This window comes from Rhodococcus maanshanensis NBRC 100610 (assembly GCF_001894865.1).
GTDB classification, from domain to species: domain Bacteria; phylum Actinomycetota; class Actinomycetes; order Mycobacteriales; family Mycobacteriaceae; genus Rhodococcus_G; species Rhodococcus_G maanshanensis.
Genome location: NZ_BCXA01000017.1, coordinates 139,443 through 158,270, shown reverse-complemented (window position 1 = coordinate 158,270; position 18,828 = coordinate 139,443). Strand labels below are relative to the sequence as shown.

Sequence of the window (18,828 nt, the reverse complement as noted above, 5' to 3'; positions counted from 1 at the left end):
CAGTTCATATCAGGGTGGCGGGGCCCTTCGCGTCCTACGGACCGGTCTGCCGGGTCAGGGGAGGCGTGCAATGCCCCGGAAACGGAAAACGCCCCCCGACCGGAGTCGGGGGGCGTTCCCTTCGGGTGACTGACGGGACTCGAACCCGCGACAGCCAGGATCACAACCTGGTGCTCTACCAACTGAACTACAGTCACCATCGCCGTCAGGTTTCACCCTCGCGGGCTGCTCCGTAGCGGCGTGCACGATATTAGCCTGACTCGTCGCCGGAATGCCAATCGATATCTATTCGGCGACCAGATCCTCGACGACCGCGGCGATATCGCCGGTAGAGGGACCGGGATCCGCGACGAACGCGGTCCGGCGGTAGTACTTGAGCTCGCGGATGGATTCCTGGATGTCCGCCAGCGCCCGGTGCGCGAGCCCCTTCTCCGGCTGGCCGAAGTAGATCCGGGGATACCAGCGGCGGCACAGCTCCTTGATCGAGCTGACGTCGATCATCCGGTAGTGCAGGTATTCGTCGAGCGCGGGCATGTCCCTGGCGAGGAAACCGCGGTCGGTGGCGATCGAGTTGCCCGCCAGCGGCGCGGTGCCTGCGGTGGGGATGTGCTCGCGGATGTAGGCGAGCACCTGCTGCTCGGCCTCCTCGAGTGTCACCGTGGACCGCCGCACCTCCTCCGTCAGCCCGGAGCGCTCGTGCATCTCCTTGACCACGTCGGGCATGTCGGCCAGCGCGGCGTCGTCGGCGTGGATGACGATGTCCACACCGTCTCCGAGCACGTTGAGATCGCTGTCGGTGACCAGCGCGGCCACCTCGATCAGCTTGTCCGTGCCGAGCCGCAGTCCGGTCATTTCGCAATCGATCCACACAAGTTTGTCCTGCACCAGGAACACAGTAGTCAGCCGATGGTCGGGTTAAGGTCAACTGGTCGCTTCGCGGGCCCACTCGGCTGGGCGGCGGCGGACACATCCGAAGACGTTTGTCGCTCCGAGGAGGGCATGAATGACGGTGGATCCAACCTCATCCGGCGAATCCGCTCCACAGGTGGACTCGGTATCGCTCGAGGAGAAGGCCAAGGCGGCCAAGGCCGCCGCCGAGGAGGCCGCCCGAGTTGCGGCGGAGGCGCTGGCGGCGGCGCAGGCCGCGGAGCAGGCAGCCGCCGAGGCCGCGCGGATCCATGCGGCGAAGACCCCGGCCAAGCCGGCGCCGGTCGAGGTCGCTCCTGCCGAGGCTCCTGCGGCCGACGCAGCACCCGCAGCTCCTGCTGCGGCCGAGACAGCGCCCGCACCGAATCCGGCGGCGCAGGAGATCGCCGCGGGCTATGCGTTCGAGGGCGCGGCGCTGGAGCTCGGCACGGTGATCATCGACGACGTCGTGGATCCCGCTGCGCGCGTCCGGATCCCGCTCGCCACGATCAACAGGCACGGACTGGTGGCGGGTGCGACCGGCACCGGCAAGACGAAGACGCTGCAGGGCATCTGCGAGCAGCTCTCGGCCGCGGGCGTGCCCGTGGTGATGGCCGACGTCAAGGGCGACGTGTCCGGGCTCTCCGCGCCGGGTGAGTCGAGCGAGAAGATGGTCGCGCGGGCCGTCTCGACCGGCATCTCGGACTGGGCGCCGACCGGGTTCCCTGTCGAGTTCCTCTCGCTCGGCACCGAGGGCATCGGTATCCCGGTGCGCGCCACCATCACCAGCTTCGGGCCGATCCTGCTGAGCAAGGTGTTGGGGCTCAACGAAACCCAGGAGTCCACGCTCGGGCTGATCTTCCACTGGGCGGACACCCAGGGCCTCGCGCTGCTCGACCTCAAGGACCTGCGCTCGGTCATCGCGCACCTGACCTCCGACGAGGGCAAGGCCGACCTCAAGGGCATCGGCGGGGTCTCCTCGGCGACCGCGGGCGTGATCCTGCGCGCGCTGGTCAACCTGGAGGCGGACGGCGGCGACACGTTCTTCGGCGAGCCGGAACTCGAGACCGAGGACCTGCTGCGGGTGGGCCCGGACGGCAAGGGCGTCATCACGCTCTTCGAGCTGGGTGCGCAGGCGGCCCGGCCGGTGATGTTCTCCACCTTCCTGATGTGGGTGCTCGCCGATCTGTTCCAGACGCTGCCCGAGGTCGGCGACGTGGACAAGCCCAAGCTCGTCTTCATCTTCGACGAGGCGCACCTGCTGTTCGCGGACGCGTCGAAGGCGTTCCTGCAGCAGGTGGAGCAGACCGTCAAGCTGATCCGCTCGAAGGGCGTCGGTGTCTTCTTCTGCACCCAGCTGCCAACGGACGTGCCCAACAACGTGCTCTCGCAGCTCGGTGCCCGGATCCAGCACGCGCTGCGTGCGTTCACCCCTGACGACCAGAAGGCGCTGAACAAGACGGTTCGCACCTACCCGAAGACGGAGCACTACGACCTGGAGAAGGCGCTGACCTCGCTCGGCATCGGAGAGGCGGTGGTGACCGTGCTGTCCGAGAAGGGCGCGCCGACGCCGGTGGCCTGGACGAAGATCCCGCCGCCTCGTTCGCTGATGGACACCATCGGCGAGCCGGCGATCAGGGCGGCGGCCGTCGCGAGCCCGCTGCACGCGAAGTATGGCCAGACCATCGACAGGGAATCCGCCTACGAGAAGCTGACGGCCAGCGTGTCCGGAGCGCCGAACGCGGACGGTATCGACCTGCCGCCCGCCCTGCCGGACCTGCCCGACCTGCCGCCCCCGCCGCCGGACGAGCCGAGCGCCGTGGAACGGATCATGGAGAACCAGGCGGTCAAGAGCTTCCTGCGCTCGGCGGCCACCGTTGCCGGCCGCGAGATCTCGCGCTCGATCTTCGGCACCGGTCGCCGCCGCAAGCGCTGACGCACCCGTGCGCGGTTGACGAGTCCAGGGACTCGTCAACCGCGCACAGGCGGCGCAGCCGCCTTAGCTCTTCGGGAGCAGGCGGGGGACCACCTTGCCCGCCGGGTTGCGGGGGAGCTCGTCGAGGAACGCGACCTCGCGCGGGACGCAGTGCCTGGCCAGGTGCGCCTTCACGTGCGACTTGATCCCGTCCTCGGTCAGGCCCGCGCCGTCGGGGTCGTCGGTGCGAACCACGTAGGCCGCCAGCCGCGCGCCGAACTCCGGATCGTCGATGCCGACGACCGCGTTCTCCAGCACCCCTGGGAGCTCGCTGAGCAGGTTCTCCACCTCGCGTGGGTAGACGTTCTCGCCGCCCGAGACGATCATGTCGTCGCTGCGGCCGTCGAGGAACAGCAGGCCGCTCGGGTCGAAGTGCCCCAGGTCGCCGGTGGACATCAGTCCGCCGCTGATCTCCTTCTCGCTCCCGCTGCGGGTATAGCCCTCGAACAGCATCCCGTTGCCGACGAACACGCGGCCGACGGTGCCGTGCGGCACCTCGTTGCCGCGATCGTCGAGGATCCGCACGACGGTCCCGAGCGGGGGACGACCGGCGGTGGTGGGGTGCGCACGCAGCTCGTGCGGTTGCGCGATCGACGCCCAGCTCACCTCGGTGGAGCCGTAGAAGTTGTACAGCACGGACCCGAACACCTCGAAGGTCTTGTGCACCACCCCGGTCGGGATCGCCGAGCCGCTGGCGGCGATCACCCGCAGCGTGGAGAGATCGGCGTCCCGGTCGCCTGCCGGCAGGTCGGTGATCCGCTGCAACATCGTCGGCACCACCCACAGCGCGGCGGCGCGGTGCTCGGCGATCTGGGCGACGGTGGCGGCCGGGTCGAACCGGCGGGCGAGCACCATGGTCGAGCGCAGGGCCAGGCCCACCTGGGCGGCGGCCAGGCCCCAGGTGTGGAAGATCGGCGATGCGACGACGGTCGTCTCGGCACTGCGCAGGGGGAGCCGGGAGAGCAGCGCGGACGCGGGCATCCAGCTGCGCGGTTCCGGCCGGTTCGCACCCTTCGGGGTGCCCGTCGTGCCGGAGGTGAGGACGACGATCCGGCCACGCCTCGGGCGGCGGGCCAGCGGCGCGGTGCTCCGCCGCCCGCCGGCGAGCAGATCCTCGAAGCCAACCCGGTCCGTGTCCGCGGGGGCCTCCGCGGGTTCCGCGTCGGCAAAGACCGCGACATCCGGGGCGGAGTCCGTCAGCAGCGGGGTGAACTCGGAGTCGACCAGCAGCCAGTCGATCTTCTGCTCCGCCAGCACCTCGGCGAGCTGGGTGGTCGACGCCCCGGTGTTCAGCAGCACCAGGTCGGTGCCGAGCCGGGCGGACGCGCCCATCGCGATCAGGAAGCCGCGGTGATTGCGGGCCAGGATGCCGATCCGTCCGCGTTCGCGCAGCCCACGCCCGTGCAGCGCGGCGGCGAGTGCGCGGGCGTCCTCGTCGAGCTGCCGGTAGCTGATCGGCCCGCGGTCGTCGATGACGGCGATGCGGTCGCCGTCGCGGCGTGCGGCCACCGCGAGCAGGCCACCCGCGGTGAAGTCCCACTGGAACCAGGCGGAGACCACGCCTGCGAGCCTGCTCGGGCCCATCGGGCCGACGATGCCTGCCTTGGTGACGGGGACGAGTCCCTTGAGTAGGTCGGTTGCTCCGGTAACGCTCGGCATCTCGGCGGGTCCTCCTGGCTCTGGGGTGTATGGCGGCGGCCACAGCCCCCCGGTAACTTACTCGGCGGTAAGGATGATGCCAATGGGTACCCGACGGCTCACGCCGGTGATCGATGACCGGCGGGTGGACACCGGCTGGGGCATGGCCGACCATGGGGCGATGACACTCAGTGCCGATGAGGCCGATCTGTTCGAGGGCTTCAGGGGTCGTCTGGAGGCGATCGCCTACCGGATGCTGGGGTCCGCAGGGGATGCCGAGGACGCGGTGCAGGATGTGTTCCTGCGCTGGCATGCCGCGGACCGGGAATGGATCGAGACGCCCGAGGCCTGGCTGACGAAGGTGCTCACTAATCTCTGCCTCAATCAGCTCACCTCGGCGCGGGCCAGGCGGGAAACCTATGTGGGGCAGTGGCTTCCGGAGCCGGTCCTGGGCGGGGACCGGATGCTCGGTCCGGCCGACACCGCCGAGCAGCGCGAGTCGGTCTCCCTCGCGATGCTCACGCTCATGGAGCGGCTCTCGCCCAACGAGCGCGTGGTCTACGTGCTGCGCGAGGCGTTCGGCTACCCGCATCGCGAGATCGCCGAGATCCTCGACCTCAGCGAGTCGAACTGTCAGCAGATCTACCGGCGGGCCAAGCAGCACGTCGCCGGGCGTGCCCGCACCACGGTCGACGCGGTCGCCGCGCGGCGGATCGTCGAGGAATTCCTCGCCGCGGTCCTCAGTGGTGACACCGACCCGCTGATCCGTCTGCTCGCCGACGACGCGGTCGCCGTCGCCGACGGCGGAGGCCGGATCCCGGCCCGCAAGACGCCGGTCCTCGGTGCGTTCGACATCGCGCGCTACCTGAGCCATGTGTTCCACCTGACCGATGCCAAGCGCCGCTACGTCGGTGGCGATCCGGTGTTCTACGCCTGCACGGTCAACGGTGGTCCCGGCGTGCTGGCGCAGGTCGGTGAGCGGGTCATCGCCGTCCTCGACCTCGAAGCGACGCAGGACGGCATCGCGGCGGTCCACATCCAGGTCAACCCCGAGAAGCTGGATCGCATCACCCGCCAGTGGCTGGCCGAGGGCCCGCACAGCCCCCTCGATGTGACGCGGTGACCCACATCACACACGCTTCGTGTCAGGGATGGCGCGCCTGTCCGGTTCAGGAGGTGAGTCCACACCGATAGGAGCGAGCCATGAAGCACCGCATTGTCGTCCTCGGAGCCGGGTACGCCGGAGCCACCGCCGCCGGTCGTCTTGCGAAGCGGCTGCACCGCGACGACGTCCAGATCACCCTCGTCAACGCCGACCCCGAGTTCGTCGAACGGGTGCGCATGCACCAGCTCGCGAGCGGCCAGGAGCTGCGCCCCCGCCCGCTGCGCGAGGTCTTCGCGGGCACCGGTGTGCAGGTCAGGATCGCGCGGGTCGCCGCGGTCGACGTCGGTCGCAAGACCGTCGATCTCGGCGGCGACGAGACCCTCGGCTACGACAGCCTCGTCTACGCCCTCGGGAGCACCGGTGCCGACCACGGCGTCCCCGGTGTCGCCGAGTACGCGCACAGTGTCGCGGGAAAGCAGGCCGCGTTGCGGCTGCGGGCGCGGTTGAGCGAACTGGCGCCCGGTGCAACGGTTGTGGTCGTCGGAGGCGGCCTGACCGGTATCGAAGCGGCCACCGAGATCGCCGAGTCCCGCCCGGATCTCGCGGTCTCGATCGCCGCCAGAGGAGGCGTCGGCGACTGGCTGAGCGAGAAGGCCCAGCGTCACCTGAACGGTACCCTCGACCGGCTCGGTATCACGGTCCACGAGCACCTCGACGTCACGCGGGTCACCGCGAGCGCCGTGATCGACGGCGCCGCAAGGGAGATCCCGGCCGAGCTGACCGTGTGGACCGCGGGCTTCGCCGTGCACCCGATCGCGGCCGCCACCGAGCTGACGGTCTCCGATGCCGGGCAGATCGTCGTCGACGCCAGCATGCGCTCGATCTCGCACCCCGAGGTGTACGCCGTCGGCGACGCCGCGCTCGCCGAGGGTGCCGGCGGCAAACCGCTGCGGATGTCCTGTGCCTCGGGCGGACCGATGGCGTGGCAGGCCGCGGATGCCCTCGCCGCACGTCTGACCGGTCGCAAGGTTCCCGAGACCACGATCGGCTACAACTTCCAGTGCATCAGCCTGGGGCGCCGTGATGGGATCATCCAGCTCGTGACCCCCGACGATCAGGCCAAGTCCACCGCCGTCACGGGCAGGGCCGCCGCGCGCATCAAGGAACTCGTCTGCGCAGGCGCGGCCTGGAGCATCGGCCACCCGACCATGCTGATGCCGAGCCGCCGCCGACACGTCGTGGCAACCGGCGAAGTGGAGACCGACCTCGTCACCCCGCGACGCGGCTAGAGCGAGGATTCCCTTCGGAGCAGGTCGTCGATGGTCTCGCGACGGATCAGTTCGCGGGCCGAGCCGTTGCACACCGCGATGATCGGCGGCCTGCCAACCGAGTTGTAGCTGGACGCGAGGCCGTGGTGGTAGGCGCCGGTGCCGGGGATCGCCAGCACATCGCCGGGACGCACGTCCGCGGGCAGCGGCACGTCGACCGCCAGTTCGTCACCCGATTCGCAATGCCGTCCCGCGACGGTGACCGGGACCTGGGCGCCAACCGGATGCCGGTTGGCCAGGGCAACGCTGTACCTGGCCGCGTAGAGGCAGACTCGGGGGTTGTCGCTCATGCCGCCGTCGACGCAGACGAAGGTGCGCCCGCCCTCGATGTGCTTGACGGACACGACCCGGTACACCGTCACCCCCGACCTGGCGACGATGGCGCGGCCCGGTTCGAGGGTGATCTTCGGCCGCGGGAACCGGTGCCGCGCGCAGGCCTCGTCGAGCGCGTCCTCGACGGTCGAGGCCAGCTGGGTGAGGTCCAGTGGCACGTCGTCGAACCCGTACGAGACCGCATGGCCGCCACCGAGATTGAGCTCGGTCAGGATCAGTCCGTGATCGTGGTACACCTGCGCCATCTGGGCGATCATCCGGTGCACCGCGGCGCCGAAGTGCTCGGGATCGGTGATCTGCGACCCCAGGTGGCAGTGCAGCCCGATCAGGTTCAGGTGCGGCTGGTCGAGCACCCGCTTGATCGCGGCATCCGCCTGGCCGTGGTCGATGGGGAACCCGAACTTCTGGTCCGCGACGCCGGTCCGGACCGCGCGGTGACCGTGCACGTCGATGTCCGGGGTCACGCGGACCAGGACGTCCTGCTTGTGGTCGAGCGCCGAGCCGAGGACCACGATCTCGGTGTACGAGTCGATGACGATGCGGCCGACGCCCGCGTCGATCGCGGCGGTGAGTTCGGCGGGGGTCTTGGCGTTGCCGTGCATGATGATTCGGCGCGGGTCGACGCCCGCCGAGAGGGCGATGGTCAGTTCCCCTGCCGAGCACACGTCGAGGGCCAGCCCCTCCTGGCTCACCCAGGAGGCGAGCGCCCGGGTCATCAACGCCTTTCCGGCGTACGCGATCTCGGCCTCGGGGAAGATCTCGCGGTAGGTGCGACAGCGGTGCCGGACATCCAGTTCGTCGATCACGTAGCTCGGTGTTCCGTACTGGTCGGCGACATCGGACAACGCGACGCCGCCGACGGTGATCCGTCCGTGCTCGTCGTGGTGGGTGTTGATCGGCCATACCGCGGGATCGAGCCGCGGGGACATGGCCGAGCGGAGCGACGGGAAGATGTCGAGAAGGGTCACCGGGTTCTCCTAGGGGTGATGGTTCACCCTCCGGAGTACTCGCGTTCCGGCGCCGTGCCGCGGCCCCTGACGCGACCTTGACGCCGATCGGTCGTGGCTTGACGTCATGCTGACGAATCGAACTTTGCGGGCAGCCTGACCACCTGTGCGGCGTAGGACAGCCCGGCCCCGAACGCGATCAGCAGCGCCGTGCCGCCGGCGGGGGCCTCGCCGGTTCGGAGCAGTGTGTCCATCGCCAGGGGGACCGAGGCCGCCGACGTGTTGCCTGCGTCGACGATGTCGCGCGCGACGGCGGCATCGGGCGAGAGCGCCAGCCGCTTGGCGATGATGTCGGTGATCCGGAGGTTCGCCTGGTGTGGGATGAAGGCGTCCAGCTGCTCGGGTGGGACGCCCGCCCGGTCCAACGCGGCCCCTGCCACCTTCTCCATCTCGAATGCCGCCCAACGGAACACGGCCCTTCCGTCGAACTTGACGGTCGGCCGCGGCCCGGTCGGATCGTCGCGGTAGACATCCCAGGACGGGGCCTGGCAGATCGCGTTCGACTGTGACCCGTCCGAGCCCCACTCGACCGGTCCGATCCCCGGGCTCTGCGACGGTCCCACCACCACTGCCCCCGCGCCGTCGGCGAAGATGAACGCGGTTGTCCTGTCGGTCATGTCGAGGCACTCGCTCATCCGCTCGACGCCGATTACCAGTACGTGCTCCGCGCTGCCGCCCCGGACCATGTCGGAGGCGACGGCCAGGGCATGGCAGAAGCCGGCGCACCCGGCCGAGACGTCGAACGCGGCGCCGTAGATGCCGAGTCGGTGGGCGATCTGCGGGGCGGCGGCGGGGGACTGGTAGAGGTAGGTCGACGTCGCGACGATCACGCAGCCGATCTGCTCGGCCGCCACCGCGGACGACGCCAGCGCTCGGTGGCCCGCCGCGACGGACATCTCGAGGATCGACTCCTCCGGCCCGGCGAACCGCCTGGCCTTGATCCCGGAGCGGGTCTGGATCCACTCGTCGGTGGAGTCGATACTCCGGCAGATCTCGGCGTTGTCGACGACGCGGGACGGGCGGTACACCCCCAGACCGACGATCGCGCTGTGCGGTGAGCCGGTGGTGGCGGTGATCGGGGCGGCCATCGTTCATCTCCTGAGGCGGCGGATGTTCCTTGCCGCTCCAGCGTCGGTCCTGGCCGGGCCCGACGATAGGCACCCTAGGGTGCGGCGACCACCCCCTGGTGCGACAGATGCGTCGACCGGATTCGGCTCGCGGGTATCGAGCCGAATCCGGTCGTGGGCTCACCAGCCGGAGCCGGAACCTCCCGATCCGGTGTTGGCGAGGATGGTGCCGATGACCATCTGTGCGATACCGGCGACAGAGCCAACAAATTCCACGGTGTCCTCCGACTTTCGTCATCGCCGATTGTCCGGCGTAATCGTGAACTTAGCCGAACTATCTTCTGAAGCGGTGTGTTTCCGGAGTTCCCGGCGCAGGGTGGAAGGAGCGTCGGCCGTGGGGGGCCGCTAGCCCCCCAGCTTCTTGTAGAAGGTGCCGACGATCGGCGCGACCACCGCGCGCGGGCTGTACTGGCCCGCCACCGACATGCCCTTGCTCAGGATGCCCGGCACCACGCGCATCTTGTTCTTCGCGAGCGAGTCCAGCGACAGCTTGGCGGTGTACTCGCTGGAGATCCAGAAGAAATCGGGAACCAGCTTGTCGACGATGGACGCCTCCGCCGGGTCCGGGATCTCCGTGCGGACCGGGCCGGGGGCGAGCAGGGTGACGTGCACGCCGGTGCCGGTGAGTTCACCGCGCAGCGACTCCGAGAAGGTGTTCACGAACGCCTTGGTGGCCGCGTAGGTGGCGTTGTTCGGGATCGGCATGTTGCCAGCCGCCGATCCGACCATCAGGATGCCGCCGGAGTCCCGTGCGATCATCCCGGGCAGCACGGCCAGCGTGAGGTCGTGCACCGCAACGGCATTGAGCTCGACCTGGGCCCGCTCGTAGGCGGGGTCCAGCTCGGACACCGGGCCGAACGTGGCGATCCCGGCGTTGTTGCACAGGATGCTGATCGGGCGCCCGGCGAGCTCGTCGACCAGGGTGCCGCGCTGATCTCGATCGGACAGGTCGACCGCGCGGACCTCGACCTCGACGCCGTGCGCCGCGGTCAGCTTCGCCGCCAGCGCCTCGAGCAGGTCGCCGCGCCGGGCCACCAGGATCAGCGAGTGGCCGCGCGCGGCCAGGTCGGTGGCCAGCGCCTCACCGATGCCGGAGGAGGCGCCGGTCACGACCGCGCGGGAATCAGGGGTGGGGGTAGGCAGGCTCACGGGCTCAGGCTAGCGGGTCAGATCGCCGCCGCGAGCCGGGTGCCCTGCTCGATGGCCCGCTTGGCGTCCAGTTCGGCCGCGACATCGGCGCCGCCGATCACGTGCGTCGTCACCCCGGCCGAGGCCAGGTCGCCTGCGAGCTCACGCACCGATTCCTGACCCGCGCAGATCACCACGTTGTCGACGGCGAGCACCTGCGGTCGTTCGCGCTTCTCGCCGAAGGTGATGTGCAGCCCGTCGTCGTCGATCCGCTCGTAGTTCACACCCGAGATCTGATGCACGCCCTTCTTCTTCAGGGCGGCCCGGTGCACCCAGCCCGAGGTCTTGCCGAGTCGCGCGCCGATCTGGCCGGGCTTGCGCTGGAGCAGGTACACCTCGCGAGGCGACTGCTCGGTCACGGGTGCGGTGAGCGAGCCTGCGGCGGTGTCGGAATCGGTGACGCCCCACTCGCGCTTCCATTCCTCCAGGTCGAGCGTGGGGGAGCTGGCGTGGGTGAGGTACTCGGAGACGTCGACGCCGATGCCGCCCGCGCCGATCACCGCGACGCGCTCGCCCACGGGCCTGCCGTCGCGAACGAGCTCGGCGTACGAGAGCACGCTGGCGTGGTCGATACCGGGGATGCTCGGAATCCGCGGGGTCACGCCGGTGGCGAGGACCACCTCGTCGTACCCGCCGTCGACGAGCCGGCCGGCATCGACCCTGGTGCCCAGGTGCACCTTCACCCCGGTCAGCTCCAGCTGGCGGGTGTAGTAGCGGATCGTCTCGGCGAACTCCTCCTTGCCGGGGATCCGGCGGGCGATGCCGAACTGGCCACCGATCTCGTCGCCCGCCTCGAAGAGCTCGACGGTGTGGCCGCGCTGGGCGAGGCCAAGGGCCGCGGACAGGCCGGCGGGCCCTGCTCCGACGACGGCCACGTTCTTGGCCCGCCTGGTCGGTGCCAGCACCAGCTCGGTCTCGCGGCCGGCACGCGGGTTGAGCAGGCAGGAGACGTTCTTGCGGACGAACGCGTGATCGAGACAGGCCTGGTTGCAGGCGATGCAGGTGTTGATCTCGTCGCTGCGGTCGGTCTGGGCCTTGTTGACCCACTCGGGGTCGGCGAGCATCGGCCGGGCCATCGAGATCAGCTCGGCGTCGCCGCGGGCGAGGATCTCCTCGGCGACCTCCGGCATGTTGATCCGGTTCGACGCGCAGACCGGGATCGACACGGCCGCGGCGACCTTGGCGGTGAACTCGACGAACGCGGCCCGCGGCACGGAGGTGACGATCGTGGGCACCCGCGACTCGTGCCAGCCGATGTCCGTGTTGATGATCGTGGTGCCGGCGTCCTCGAGTTCGGTCGCCAGCGCGGAGATCTCGTCCCAGGTCTGGCCCTTCTCCACGAGATCGGCCATGGACAGCCGGAAGACGATGATGAAGTCGGGCCCGACCGCCGCGCGGGTGCGGCGCACGATCTCGCCCGCCAACCGGCGCCGGTTCTCGGCGCTGCCGCCCCACTTGTCCTTGCGCTTGTTGGTGCGGGCCGCGAGGAACTGGTTGATGAAGTAGCCCTCCCCGCCCATGATCTCGACGCCGTCGTAGCCGGCGGACTGCGCGAGCTGCGCGCAGCGCACGTAGTCGTCGATGGTGCTCTCGACGCCGCGGCCGGTCAGCGCCCGGGGCCGGAAGGGGTTGATGGGGGCCTTGATCGAGGAGGCCGACACGCTCAGCGGCTGGTAGGAGTACCGGCCCGCGTGCAGGATCTGCAGGGCGATCTTGCCGCCCTCGGCGTGCACGGCGTCGGTGACCTCGCGGTGCAGCTTCGCCGCCTTGCGGGTGGTGAGCTTGGCCCCGAGGGGCAGCAGCCAGCCGGTGCGGTTCGGTGCGTAGCCGCCGGTGATGATGAGGCCGACGCCGCCGCGGGCACGCTCGGCGAAATAGGCGGCGAGCTTCGGGATGTCACGAGTGCGGTCCTCGAGCCCGGTGTGCATCGAGCCCATCACCACGCGGTTGCGGAGCGTGGTGAAGCCCAGGTCCAACGGGGACAACAGGTTCGGGTACGGGTTGCTCACGTGGGCGGCCTTTCGGATCGGACTCGGGCTGGAGTGGTTGGGTCGGCGTGCAGCGCATCGAGCACCTCCTGGCACCAGGCGGTGAAGCCCTCCTCGACGCGGATGCCGCCGCGCAGGACCAGGTACTGGTGCAGTTCGGTGCCGGACAGCCGGTCGGGCACGGGGAAGTCGCGCTTCTCGATCAGCCGGTAGACCTCGAGCCGCCTGGCGTGGTCGTCGCGGTGCCTGCCGACCTCGGCGCGGACATCGTTGATGTCGCCGAAGGACGCGGCGCGGATCTTCACGGCCAGTTCGTCGCGCAGGTGCCCGGCTTCGGTCGGCTCCGCGATCCACCGCCGCAGCTCGGCCCGGCCTGCGTCGCTGACGCGGTAGACCCGCTTGTCCGGGCGGCCGTCCTGGCCGACGGTCTCGCCGTCCACCCAGCCGGCCTCGTCCATGCGCTTGAGCACGCGGTAGATCTGCTGGTGGCTGGCGCTCCAGAAGAAGCCGATGGACTTGTCGAATCGGCGCGCGAGCTCGTACCCCGACCCGGAGTGTTCGGAGAGCGAGACCAACAGCGCGTGTTCGAGTGCCACGAGGTCGAGTATCTATGCAACGAGGCGACTATGCAACTGAGTTCATATCTGCGCGGTTTCCTCTCGCCGCGAACGCGGGGCCGGGGCGCTCAGAAGGCCCAGCGGAGCGCGGCCACGATCTCCTCGGGGCTCGAGTCGGCGAAGCGCGCCACCTCGGCGCGTCGGAGGTCGACGACGGTGGCCGCGAGCTCCGGCCCGAACGCCGCGCCGAGCACGGTGTCGGCCTCGAACGCGTCGGTGGTCTCGGCGAGGGTGTCCGGCAGCGCACGGATCCCGCGCCTGGCCCGCTCGTCCTCGCTCAGGCCCGCGGGGTCGACGTCGACCAGCGCGGGCAGGCGGGACCGCTCGGCGAGGCCCGCGAGCCCGGCGAAGATCAGCCCGGCGATGCACAGGTACGGGTTGGCGGACTGGTCGAGGACCTTGACCTCCAGGTTGGCCGAGCGGCCCTCGTCGCCGCGGCTGCCCGTGATCAGGCGCAGGGCGGTCTCGCGGTTCTCGTGTCCACACGCCTGGTACGGCGCCGCCCAGTGGCCGGGGACGAGCCGCAGGTAGCTCGCGACCGAGGGAGCGCCGACGGCGAGCAGGGCGGGCAGCCGGTGCAGGATGCCCGCCGCGAAGGACTCCGCGGCGTCGGTCATGCCGCAGGGACCGTCGCCGCCGTCGTGCAGGTTCACCCCGCCGCGCCAGATGGACAGGTGCACGTGGCCGCCGTTCCCGACGCCGTCGGCGACCACCTTCGGGGAGAAGGAGGCGCGCAGGCCCCTGTCGGCGCTCAGCGCCCGAATCGTCTCGCGTACCAGCACGAAGGTGTCTGCGGCGCCGATCGGATCCTCGGCGGCGACGGACAGTTCGTACTGTCCGGCCGCGTATTCGGGGTGGATCTGTTCCACCGCGACGCCCTGTTCGCGCAGCGCGGCGAGCAGGTCCGCCAGGTAGTCCGAGTGTTCGACGAGCCGGGTGAACCCGTAGGCGGGCCCGCGGGTGGCGGGCACGAAGTCGTCCCCGCCCCGCCCGAGGGTCCACTCCACCTCGATACCGGCCTTCGCGGTCAGGCCGGCGTCGGCCAGTGCCGCGACCGCGCGGCGGGTGACGTCCCTCGCGTCCTGCGGGTGCCGCGTCCCCTCCTGCGTGTAGCGGTCGGCTGGCGCCCACGCCCAGCCCGGCTGCGCGGCGAGGGCGACGATCCGGTTCAGGTCCGGCAGCAGCCGCAGGTCGCCGACGGGCCCACCCGCGCAGCGGCCCGCGATGATCGAATCGTCGGTCGCGAAGGCGTCGAACACCGGCGACGCGCCGACGCCCCACGCCGCGGCGTTCGCAAGCCGATCGACCGGGACCGCCTTCATCCGGGTGATCCCGCTGTTGTCGACCCATGTCAGCGCCACGCCGACCACACCCTGATCGGCGAGCCGGGCCGCCACCGGGCCGGCCTCCGCGGCCAGCCGCTCACGCTCGTCCCGGTCCATTGCGGCTCCTTCGCGCATCTCTGATCAGCGGCGATCGTCTTTCAGCGGCAGAATGGCGGTCATGGCACGATCCTCAGACGATACGTCTGCGCGGCCCTCGAGGTCGGGCGAACGGCGCCTGGAGGAACTGGTCGGGCAGATCGCGTTCGTCGACCACCACTGCCACGGGATCGTGCGCGGCCCCCTCGACCGGACGGGGTTCGAATCGCTGCTCTGCGAGGCCGACGCGCCCGGCCGCTGGCACGGGACGCTCTTCGACACCCAGGTCGGGCTCGCGGTCCGGCGCCTGTGCAGCCCGCTGCTCGGCCTGGCGCCGCACGCGCCCGCCGAGGACTACCTCGCGCGGCGGGCCGAGCTCGGCTCCGACGAGGTGGCCCGGCGGCTGTTGGGCGGCGCCGGGATCTCCGAGTTCTTCGTGGACACGGGCTTTCGGCCCGATCGACTGACCTCACCGGACGAGCTGGCCGCCTGTGCCGCGGCGTCGGCATGGGAGATCGCCCGGCTCGAGCCGGTGGCGGAGGAGGTGATCGCCACCCACCGCGCGGACGACTTCGTGGAGGCCTGCCTGGACCGCCTGACGTCCGCGGCGGTGACCGCGATCGCGTTCAAATCGATCGCCGCGTACCGGGTCGGCCTCGACCTGGCCCCGGATCGTCCGCCGGCCGACGAGGTGGCCGCCGCGGCCACGCGGTGGGCGGCCGCGATCGAACGGGGAGCGCCGATCCGGCTGGCCGACGAGACCCTGATCCGGTTCCTGATCTGGACCGCCGTCGACCTCGGTCTGCCGATCCAGTTCCACACCGGATTCGGCGACGCCGATGCGGATCTCGGCCGATGCGATCCGCTGCTGCTGGCGCCGCTGCTGCGCGCGACGGCCGGTGGCGGGGTACCGATCATGTTGCTGCACACCTACCCCTTCCATCGGCACGCGGGCTGCCTGGCGCAGGTGTTCGACCATGTCTTCGTCGACGTCGGCCTCGCGGTGCAGAACGTCGGGAGCCGGGCGGGCCAGGTGGTGGCCGAACTGCTCGAACTCGCGCCCTTCGGGTCGGTGCTGTTCTCCTCCGACGGCTACGGGCTGCCGGAGCTGTTCCACGTCAGCGCCACGCTGTTCCGCCGTGCGCTGTCGGATTTCCTGGACGAGGGAGTCGAGGACGATGCCTGGTCCGAGCGGGACGCCGTGCGGATCGCGCACCTGATCGCCGCGGAGAACGCCCGCCGCGCATACGGTCTCGACGACGGGGGAGCCGGACGCGGTTCGCTCGCCTAGGCTCGCGGTCATGGGCCAAGCGGCGATCGGCACCGGCGTCACCCGTAGGCAGGTCTTCGCGTGGGGACTGTGGGACTGGGGTTCGGCCGCGTTCAACGCCGTGATCGTGACGTTCGTCTTCTCCGTCTACCTCACCGACGCGGTCGGCGACGACCTGCCGGGCTCGATCTCGGCGAGCACGTGGCTCGGCTGGTCGCTCGGCGCCTCCGGCCTGCTGATCGCGGTCCTGGCGCCGGTCACCGGGCAGCGCTCGGACGCGACCGGGCACCGGCGGCGCTCACTCACCCTCCTCACGGCGGCGGTGGTGGTCGTGATGGCGGCGATGTTCCTGGTCGAGGACAGGTACGAATTCCTGTGGGCGGGGTTGGCCCTGCTCGGCATCGGCTCGGTCCTGTTCACGCTCGCCGAGGTGCCCTACAGCGCGATGCTGCGCCAGGTGTCCACGCCGGAGAACGTCGGCAGGGTGTCCGGGTTCGGGTGGGCGATGGGCTATTTCGGCGGCATCGTGCTGCTTCTGGTCTGCTACTTCGGGTTCATCGCCGGCGACGGCGACACCCGAGGACTGCTGGGTCTGAGCACCGACGGGGGATTCAACATCCGGATGGTGGCGCTGGTGGCGGCACTGTGGTTCGCGGCGTTCGCGATTCCCGTGTTGGTCACGGTGCCGGAGCTGCCCCGCGCGGAGGCGGATCCGGCGGCCGCCCGAGCGGGGTTCTTCGCCTCCTACGGTGTGCTCTGGCGCGACCTCAGGGAGCTGTGGGCGGCGGATCGACGCACCGTCGGGTTCCTGCTCGCCAGTGCGCTCTTCCGCGACGGGCTGGCCGGGGTGTTCACCTTCGGAGCGGTCCTGGCGGTCAACGTTTACGGCATCGCGGCGTCCGACGTGCTGCTCTTCGGCGTGGCCGCCAACGTGGTCTCCGGTGTCGCGGCTCTGGCGGCCGGGCGGTTCGACGACACCCTCGGGCCGAAGACGGTCATCGTCGCCTCGCTCGCCGCGATGCTGGTGGCCGGCACGATCCTGCTGGTGGTCTCGGGTCCGGTGGCGTTCTGGGTGTTCGGGCTGCTGCTGTGCGTCTTCGTCGGCCCCGCGCAGTCGGCGTCGAGGACCTTCCTCGTGCGGATCACCCCGAACGGCAGGGAGGGGCAGATGTTCGGCCTGTACGCGACCACGGGCCGGGCGGTCTCGTTCCTGGCACCGACCCTGTTCGGGCTGTTCGCGTGGGCCTTCGCCAGCGACCGGGCCGGCATCGTCGGCCTGCTCGTGGTGCTCGGACTCGGGCTGGCGGCGGTACTGCCGGTGCGGGCGCCCGAGCGCGACTACCGGCGGGAACCCTCGTCGGTCTGAATCCCGAGCTTCTCGGGGAACAGGCGCCGCTGCACGATCCAGCCGGCCACCGAGAGTGCGATCCACAGCAGGGTCGAGGTCACCTGCTCCCAACCCGGGTTCGGTTGGTGCAGGAACGCGAGGGCGTCGGTGGTGCGCCCCAGGCCGGCCAGGATCATGCTCGCGCCGCCGATCGAGGTGAGCCACAGCAGCGCCCTGGCGCGGTACTTGTCGGCGAGGAAGGCGGCGGCGACCGCGACCGCGATGATCACGATCGCGCTGACAGCCCAGTTGTTGTCGCCGCGCTGCACCACCTCCGCGAGTTTCGCGCCCGCCATCGCGCCGGTCAGGCCGCCGATGAAGTAGGCGGAGAACTTGAAGACCAACGTGGTGACCACCCACGAGATGAGCGCGCCGACGAGCGCGAACAGGAACAGCGTCGCCAGCGAGGCGTGGAACAGGTCCGCGATCAGCCAGCCGAGGCCGAAGCCGGCGGCGAGCACCGCGAGGTGCAGTGATCGGATGCCGTAGAAGCACAACAGCGCACCGACCAGCAGTACTGCGATCCCGCTCATCTCTCGTTCCCTTCGATTCGCGCGAGGACCGCTTCGGCCAGCGCATCGGGTGCTTGTTCCGGTATCCAGTGGCCGACGCCGTCGAGCTCGACGAAACGGTAAGGGGCATCGACGAACTCGCCGCACCGTTGCGCGCCCGCGCGGCCGAGCGCCTCGTCCTCGGAGCCCCAGACGTAGGTGGCGGGCACCCGGACCGATGGGATGCCGCCGAAGTCGGAGCGCATGGCGCGGTACCAGGACAGCGCGGCGGTGAGCGCGCCCGGCTCGGTGAACGCCCGCACGTACTCGGAGACCTGGTCGGGGTCGAGGTCGCCGTACACCGCGCGCAGGCGCTTGGCGTCGTTGTCGAGCAGCAGCTTCTCCGCCACCTGACCGTCCCGGAAGACACCGATGTAGCGCGACCGCTTCTGCTGGTCGGCGTCCTCGCGCAGCGCCCAGCCGAACGCGGAGGGGTGCGGAACGGACACCGCGGTCAGGGTCTCGGCGCGTTCGGGGTGGTACGCGGCGATCCACCAGGCGACCACCGCGCCCCAGTCGTGCCCGACCAGGTGCGCCGACGCGATCCCGGTGGCGTCCATCAGGGCCAGCACGTCGGCGCCGAGCAGCTCGAGCGCGTAGTGCTCGACGCCGACCGGTCGCGCGCCGGGGGAGTAGCCACGCTGCGACGGCGCGATCACCCGGAGGCCGGCCGCGGTCAGCAGCGGCGTCAGCGGGCGCCAGCAGGCCGAGGTCTCCGGGAAGCCGTGCAACAGCACGACCGGGGATCCACCGACGGGACCGGATTCCTCGACCTCGAAGGTGAGCCCGCCGACGGTCACTGCGGAGTGAGTACGATCGTCCACGGAATCCATTTGTCCCTCAACGCTCGTCGTTGCATGCCCGGTATGGGCAGAGATTACCGCTCGGGCCTCGAAAAGGGCGACATTCGTGGTGGCCCCGGTCGTGACCCCTCGGCCGTGGAGCCCGGGGTTTGTGACGATGAGGTGAGCGCATCGGCCGATCCGG

At 70.4% G+C, this 18,828-nt stretch carries 15 protein-coding genes and 1 tRNA gene; 5 read left to right on the top strand and 11 right to left on the bottom strand.

Translation table 11 applies throughout. The features are described from left to right. Positions 1-124 precede the first annotated feature (124 nt). Both RM1_RS09880 and orn read right to left on the bottom strand, forming a co-directional pair. Positions 125-197 (bottom strand) — tRNA-His (locus RM1_RS09880). 88 nt (positions 198-285) lie between these two features. Continuing rightward, entirely contained in the window at positions 286-885 is a 600-nt protein-coding gene (gene orn, locus RM1_RS09875) for an oligoribonuclease (RefSeq protein WP_072751134.1), read from the bottom strand. A gap of 118 nt (positions 886-1,003) precedes the next feature. Between orn and RM1_RS09870 the strand changes: the two genes are divergently transcribed. After that, positions 1,004-2,842, top strand: a complete 1,839-nt coding sequence (locus RM1_RS09870) for a helicase HerA-like domain-containing protein (RefSeq protein WP_072751111.1) — start codon at positions 1,004-1,006, stop codon at positions 2,840-2,842. 63 nt (positions 2,843-2,905) lie between these two features. Here RM1_RS09870 and RM1_RS09865 read toward each other — a convergent pair whose 3' ends face one another. After that, entirely contained in the window at positions 2,906-4,540 is a 1,635-nt protein-coding gene (locus RM1_RS09865; RefSeq protein ID WP_072751110.1) for an AMP-binding protein, read from the bottom strand. A 160-nt stretch (positions 4,541-4,700) separates the two neighbouring features. Here RM1_RS09865 and sigJ point away from each other — a divergent pair, with 160 nt between their 5' ends. Together sigJ and RM1_RS09855 are read left to right on the top strand one after the other, a co-directional pair. Beyond that, complete coding sequence (gene sigJ, locus RM1_RS09860) at positions 4,701-5,642, top strand: RNA polymerase sigma factor SigJ (protein ID WP_072751133.1); 942 nt, start codon at positions 4,701-4,703, stop codon at positions 5,640-5,642. A gap of 80 nt (positions 5,643-5,722) precedes the next feature. Beyond that, on the top strand, positions 5,723-6,913 hold the full coding sequence (locus RM1_RS09855) for an NAD(P)/FAD-dependent oxidoreductase (protein WP_072751109.1): 1,191 nt from the start codon (positions 5,723-5,725) through the stop codon (positions 6,911-6,913). Here RM1_RS09855 and lysA read toward each other — a convergent pair. The 6 genes from lysA to RM1_RS09825 form a co-directional block, all read right to left on the bottom strand. Further along, positions 6,910-8,253, bottom strand: a complete 1,344-nt coding sequence (gene lysA / locus RM1_RS09850) for a diaminopimelate decarboxylase (RefSeq protein ID WP_072751108.1) — start codon at positions 8,251-8,253, stop codon at positions 6,910-6,912. The two genes, RM1_RS09855 and lysA, sit on opposite strands and share 4 nt — an antisense overlap. Positions 8,254-8,357: 104 nt before the next feature. Next, positions 8,358-9,380, bottom strand: a complete 1,023-nt coding sequence (locus RM1_RS09845; RefSeq protein WP_072751107.1) for a beta-ketoacyl-ACP synthase III — start codon at positions 9,378-9,380, stop codon at positions 8,358-8,360. Positions 9,381-9,764: 384 nt separating this feature from the next. Continuing rightward, on the bottom strand, positions 9,765-10,568 hold the full coding sequence (gene cmrA, locus RM1_RS09840) for a mycolate reductase (RefSeq protein WP_072751106.1): 804 nt from the start codon (positions 10,566-10,568) through the stop codon (positions 9,765-9,767). A gap of 17 nt (positions 10,569-10,585) precedes the next feature. Beyond that, on the bottom strand, positions 10,586-12,616 hold the full coding sequence (locus tag RM1_RS09835) for an NADPH-dependent 2,4-dienoyl-CoA reductase (RefSeq protein WP_072751105.1): 2,031 nt from the start codon (positions 12,614-12,616) through the stop codon (positions 10,586-10,588). Continuing rightward, a complete protein-coding gene (locus RM1_RS09830; protein WP_072751104.1) occupies positions 12,613-13,191 on the bottom strand; it encodes a PadR family transcriptional regulator in 579 nt (192 codons plus the stop codon). Before RM1_RS09830 ends, RM1_RS09835 begins: the two co-directional genes overlap by 4 nt. 89 nt (positions 13,192-13,280) lie before the next feature. Further along, entirely contained in the window at positions 13,281-14,654 is a 1,374-nt protein-coding gene (locus tag RM1_RS09825) for a glutamine synthetase family protein (RefSeq protein WP_072751103.1), read from the bottom strand. Positions 14,655-14,715: 61 nt separating this feature from the next. Here RM1_RS09825 and RM1_RS09820 point away from each other — a divergent pair, with 61 nt between their 5' ends. Continuing rightward, entirely contained in the window at positions 14,716-15,924 is a 1,209-nt protein-coding gene (locus tag RM1_RS09820; protein WP_072751132.1) for an amidohydrolase family protein, read from the top strand. Between the two features lie 10 nt (positions 15,925-15,934). Next, positions 15,935-17,269 (top strand): MFS transporter, encoded by a 1,335-nt coding sequence (locus tag RM1_RS09815; protein WP_072751102.1) that lies wholly within the window; start codon positions 15,935-15,937, stop codon positions 17,267-17,269. On the opposite strand, the gene RM1_RS09810 is transcribed toward RM1_RS09815, so the two are convergent. Next, a complete protein-coding gene (locus RM1_RS09810; protein ID WP_027499821.1) occupies positions 17,242-17,823 on the bottom strand; it encodes a DUF4203 domain-containing protein in 582 nt (193 codons plus the stop codon). The two genes, RM1_RS09815 and RM1_RS09810, sit on opposite strands and share 28 nt — an antisense overlap. Then, on the bottom strand, positions 17,820-18,665 hold the full coding sequence (locus tag RM1_RS09805) for an alpha/beta fold hydrolase (protein WP_425528701.1): 846 nt from the start codon (positions 18,663-18,665) through the stop codon (positions 17,820-17,822). Before RM1_RS09805 ends, RM1_RS09810 begins: the two co-directional genes overlap by 4 nt. Between the last annotated feature and the right edge of the window lie 163 nt (positions 18,666-18,828).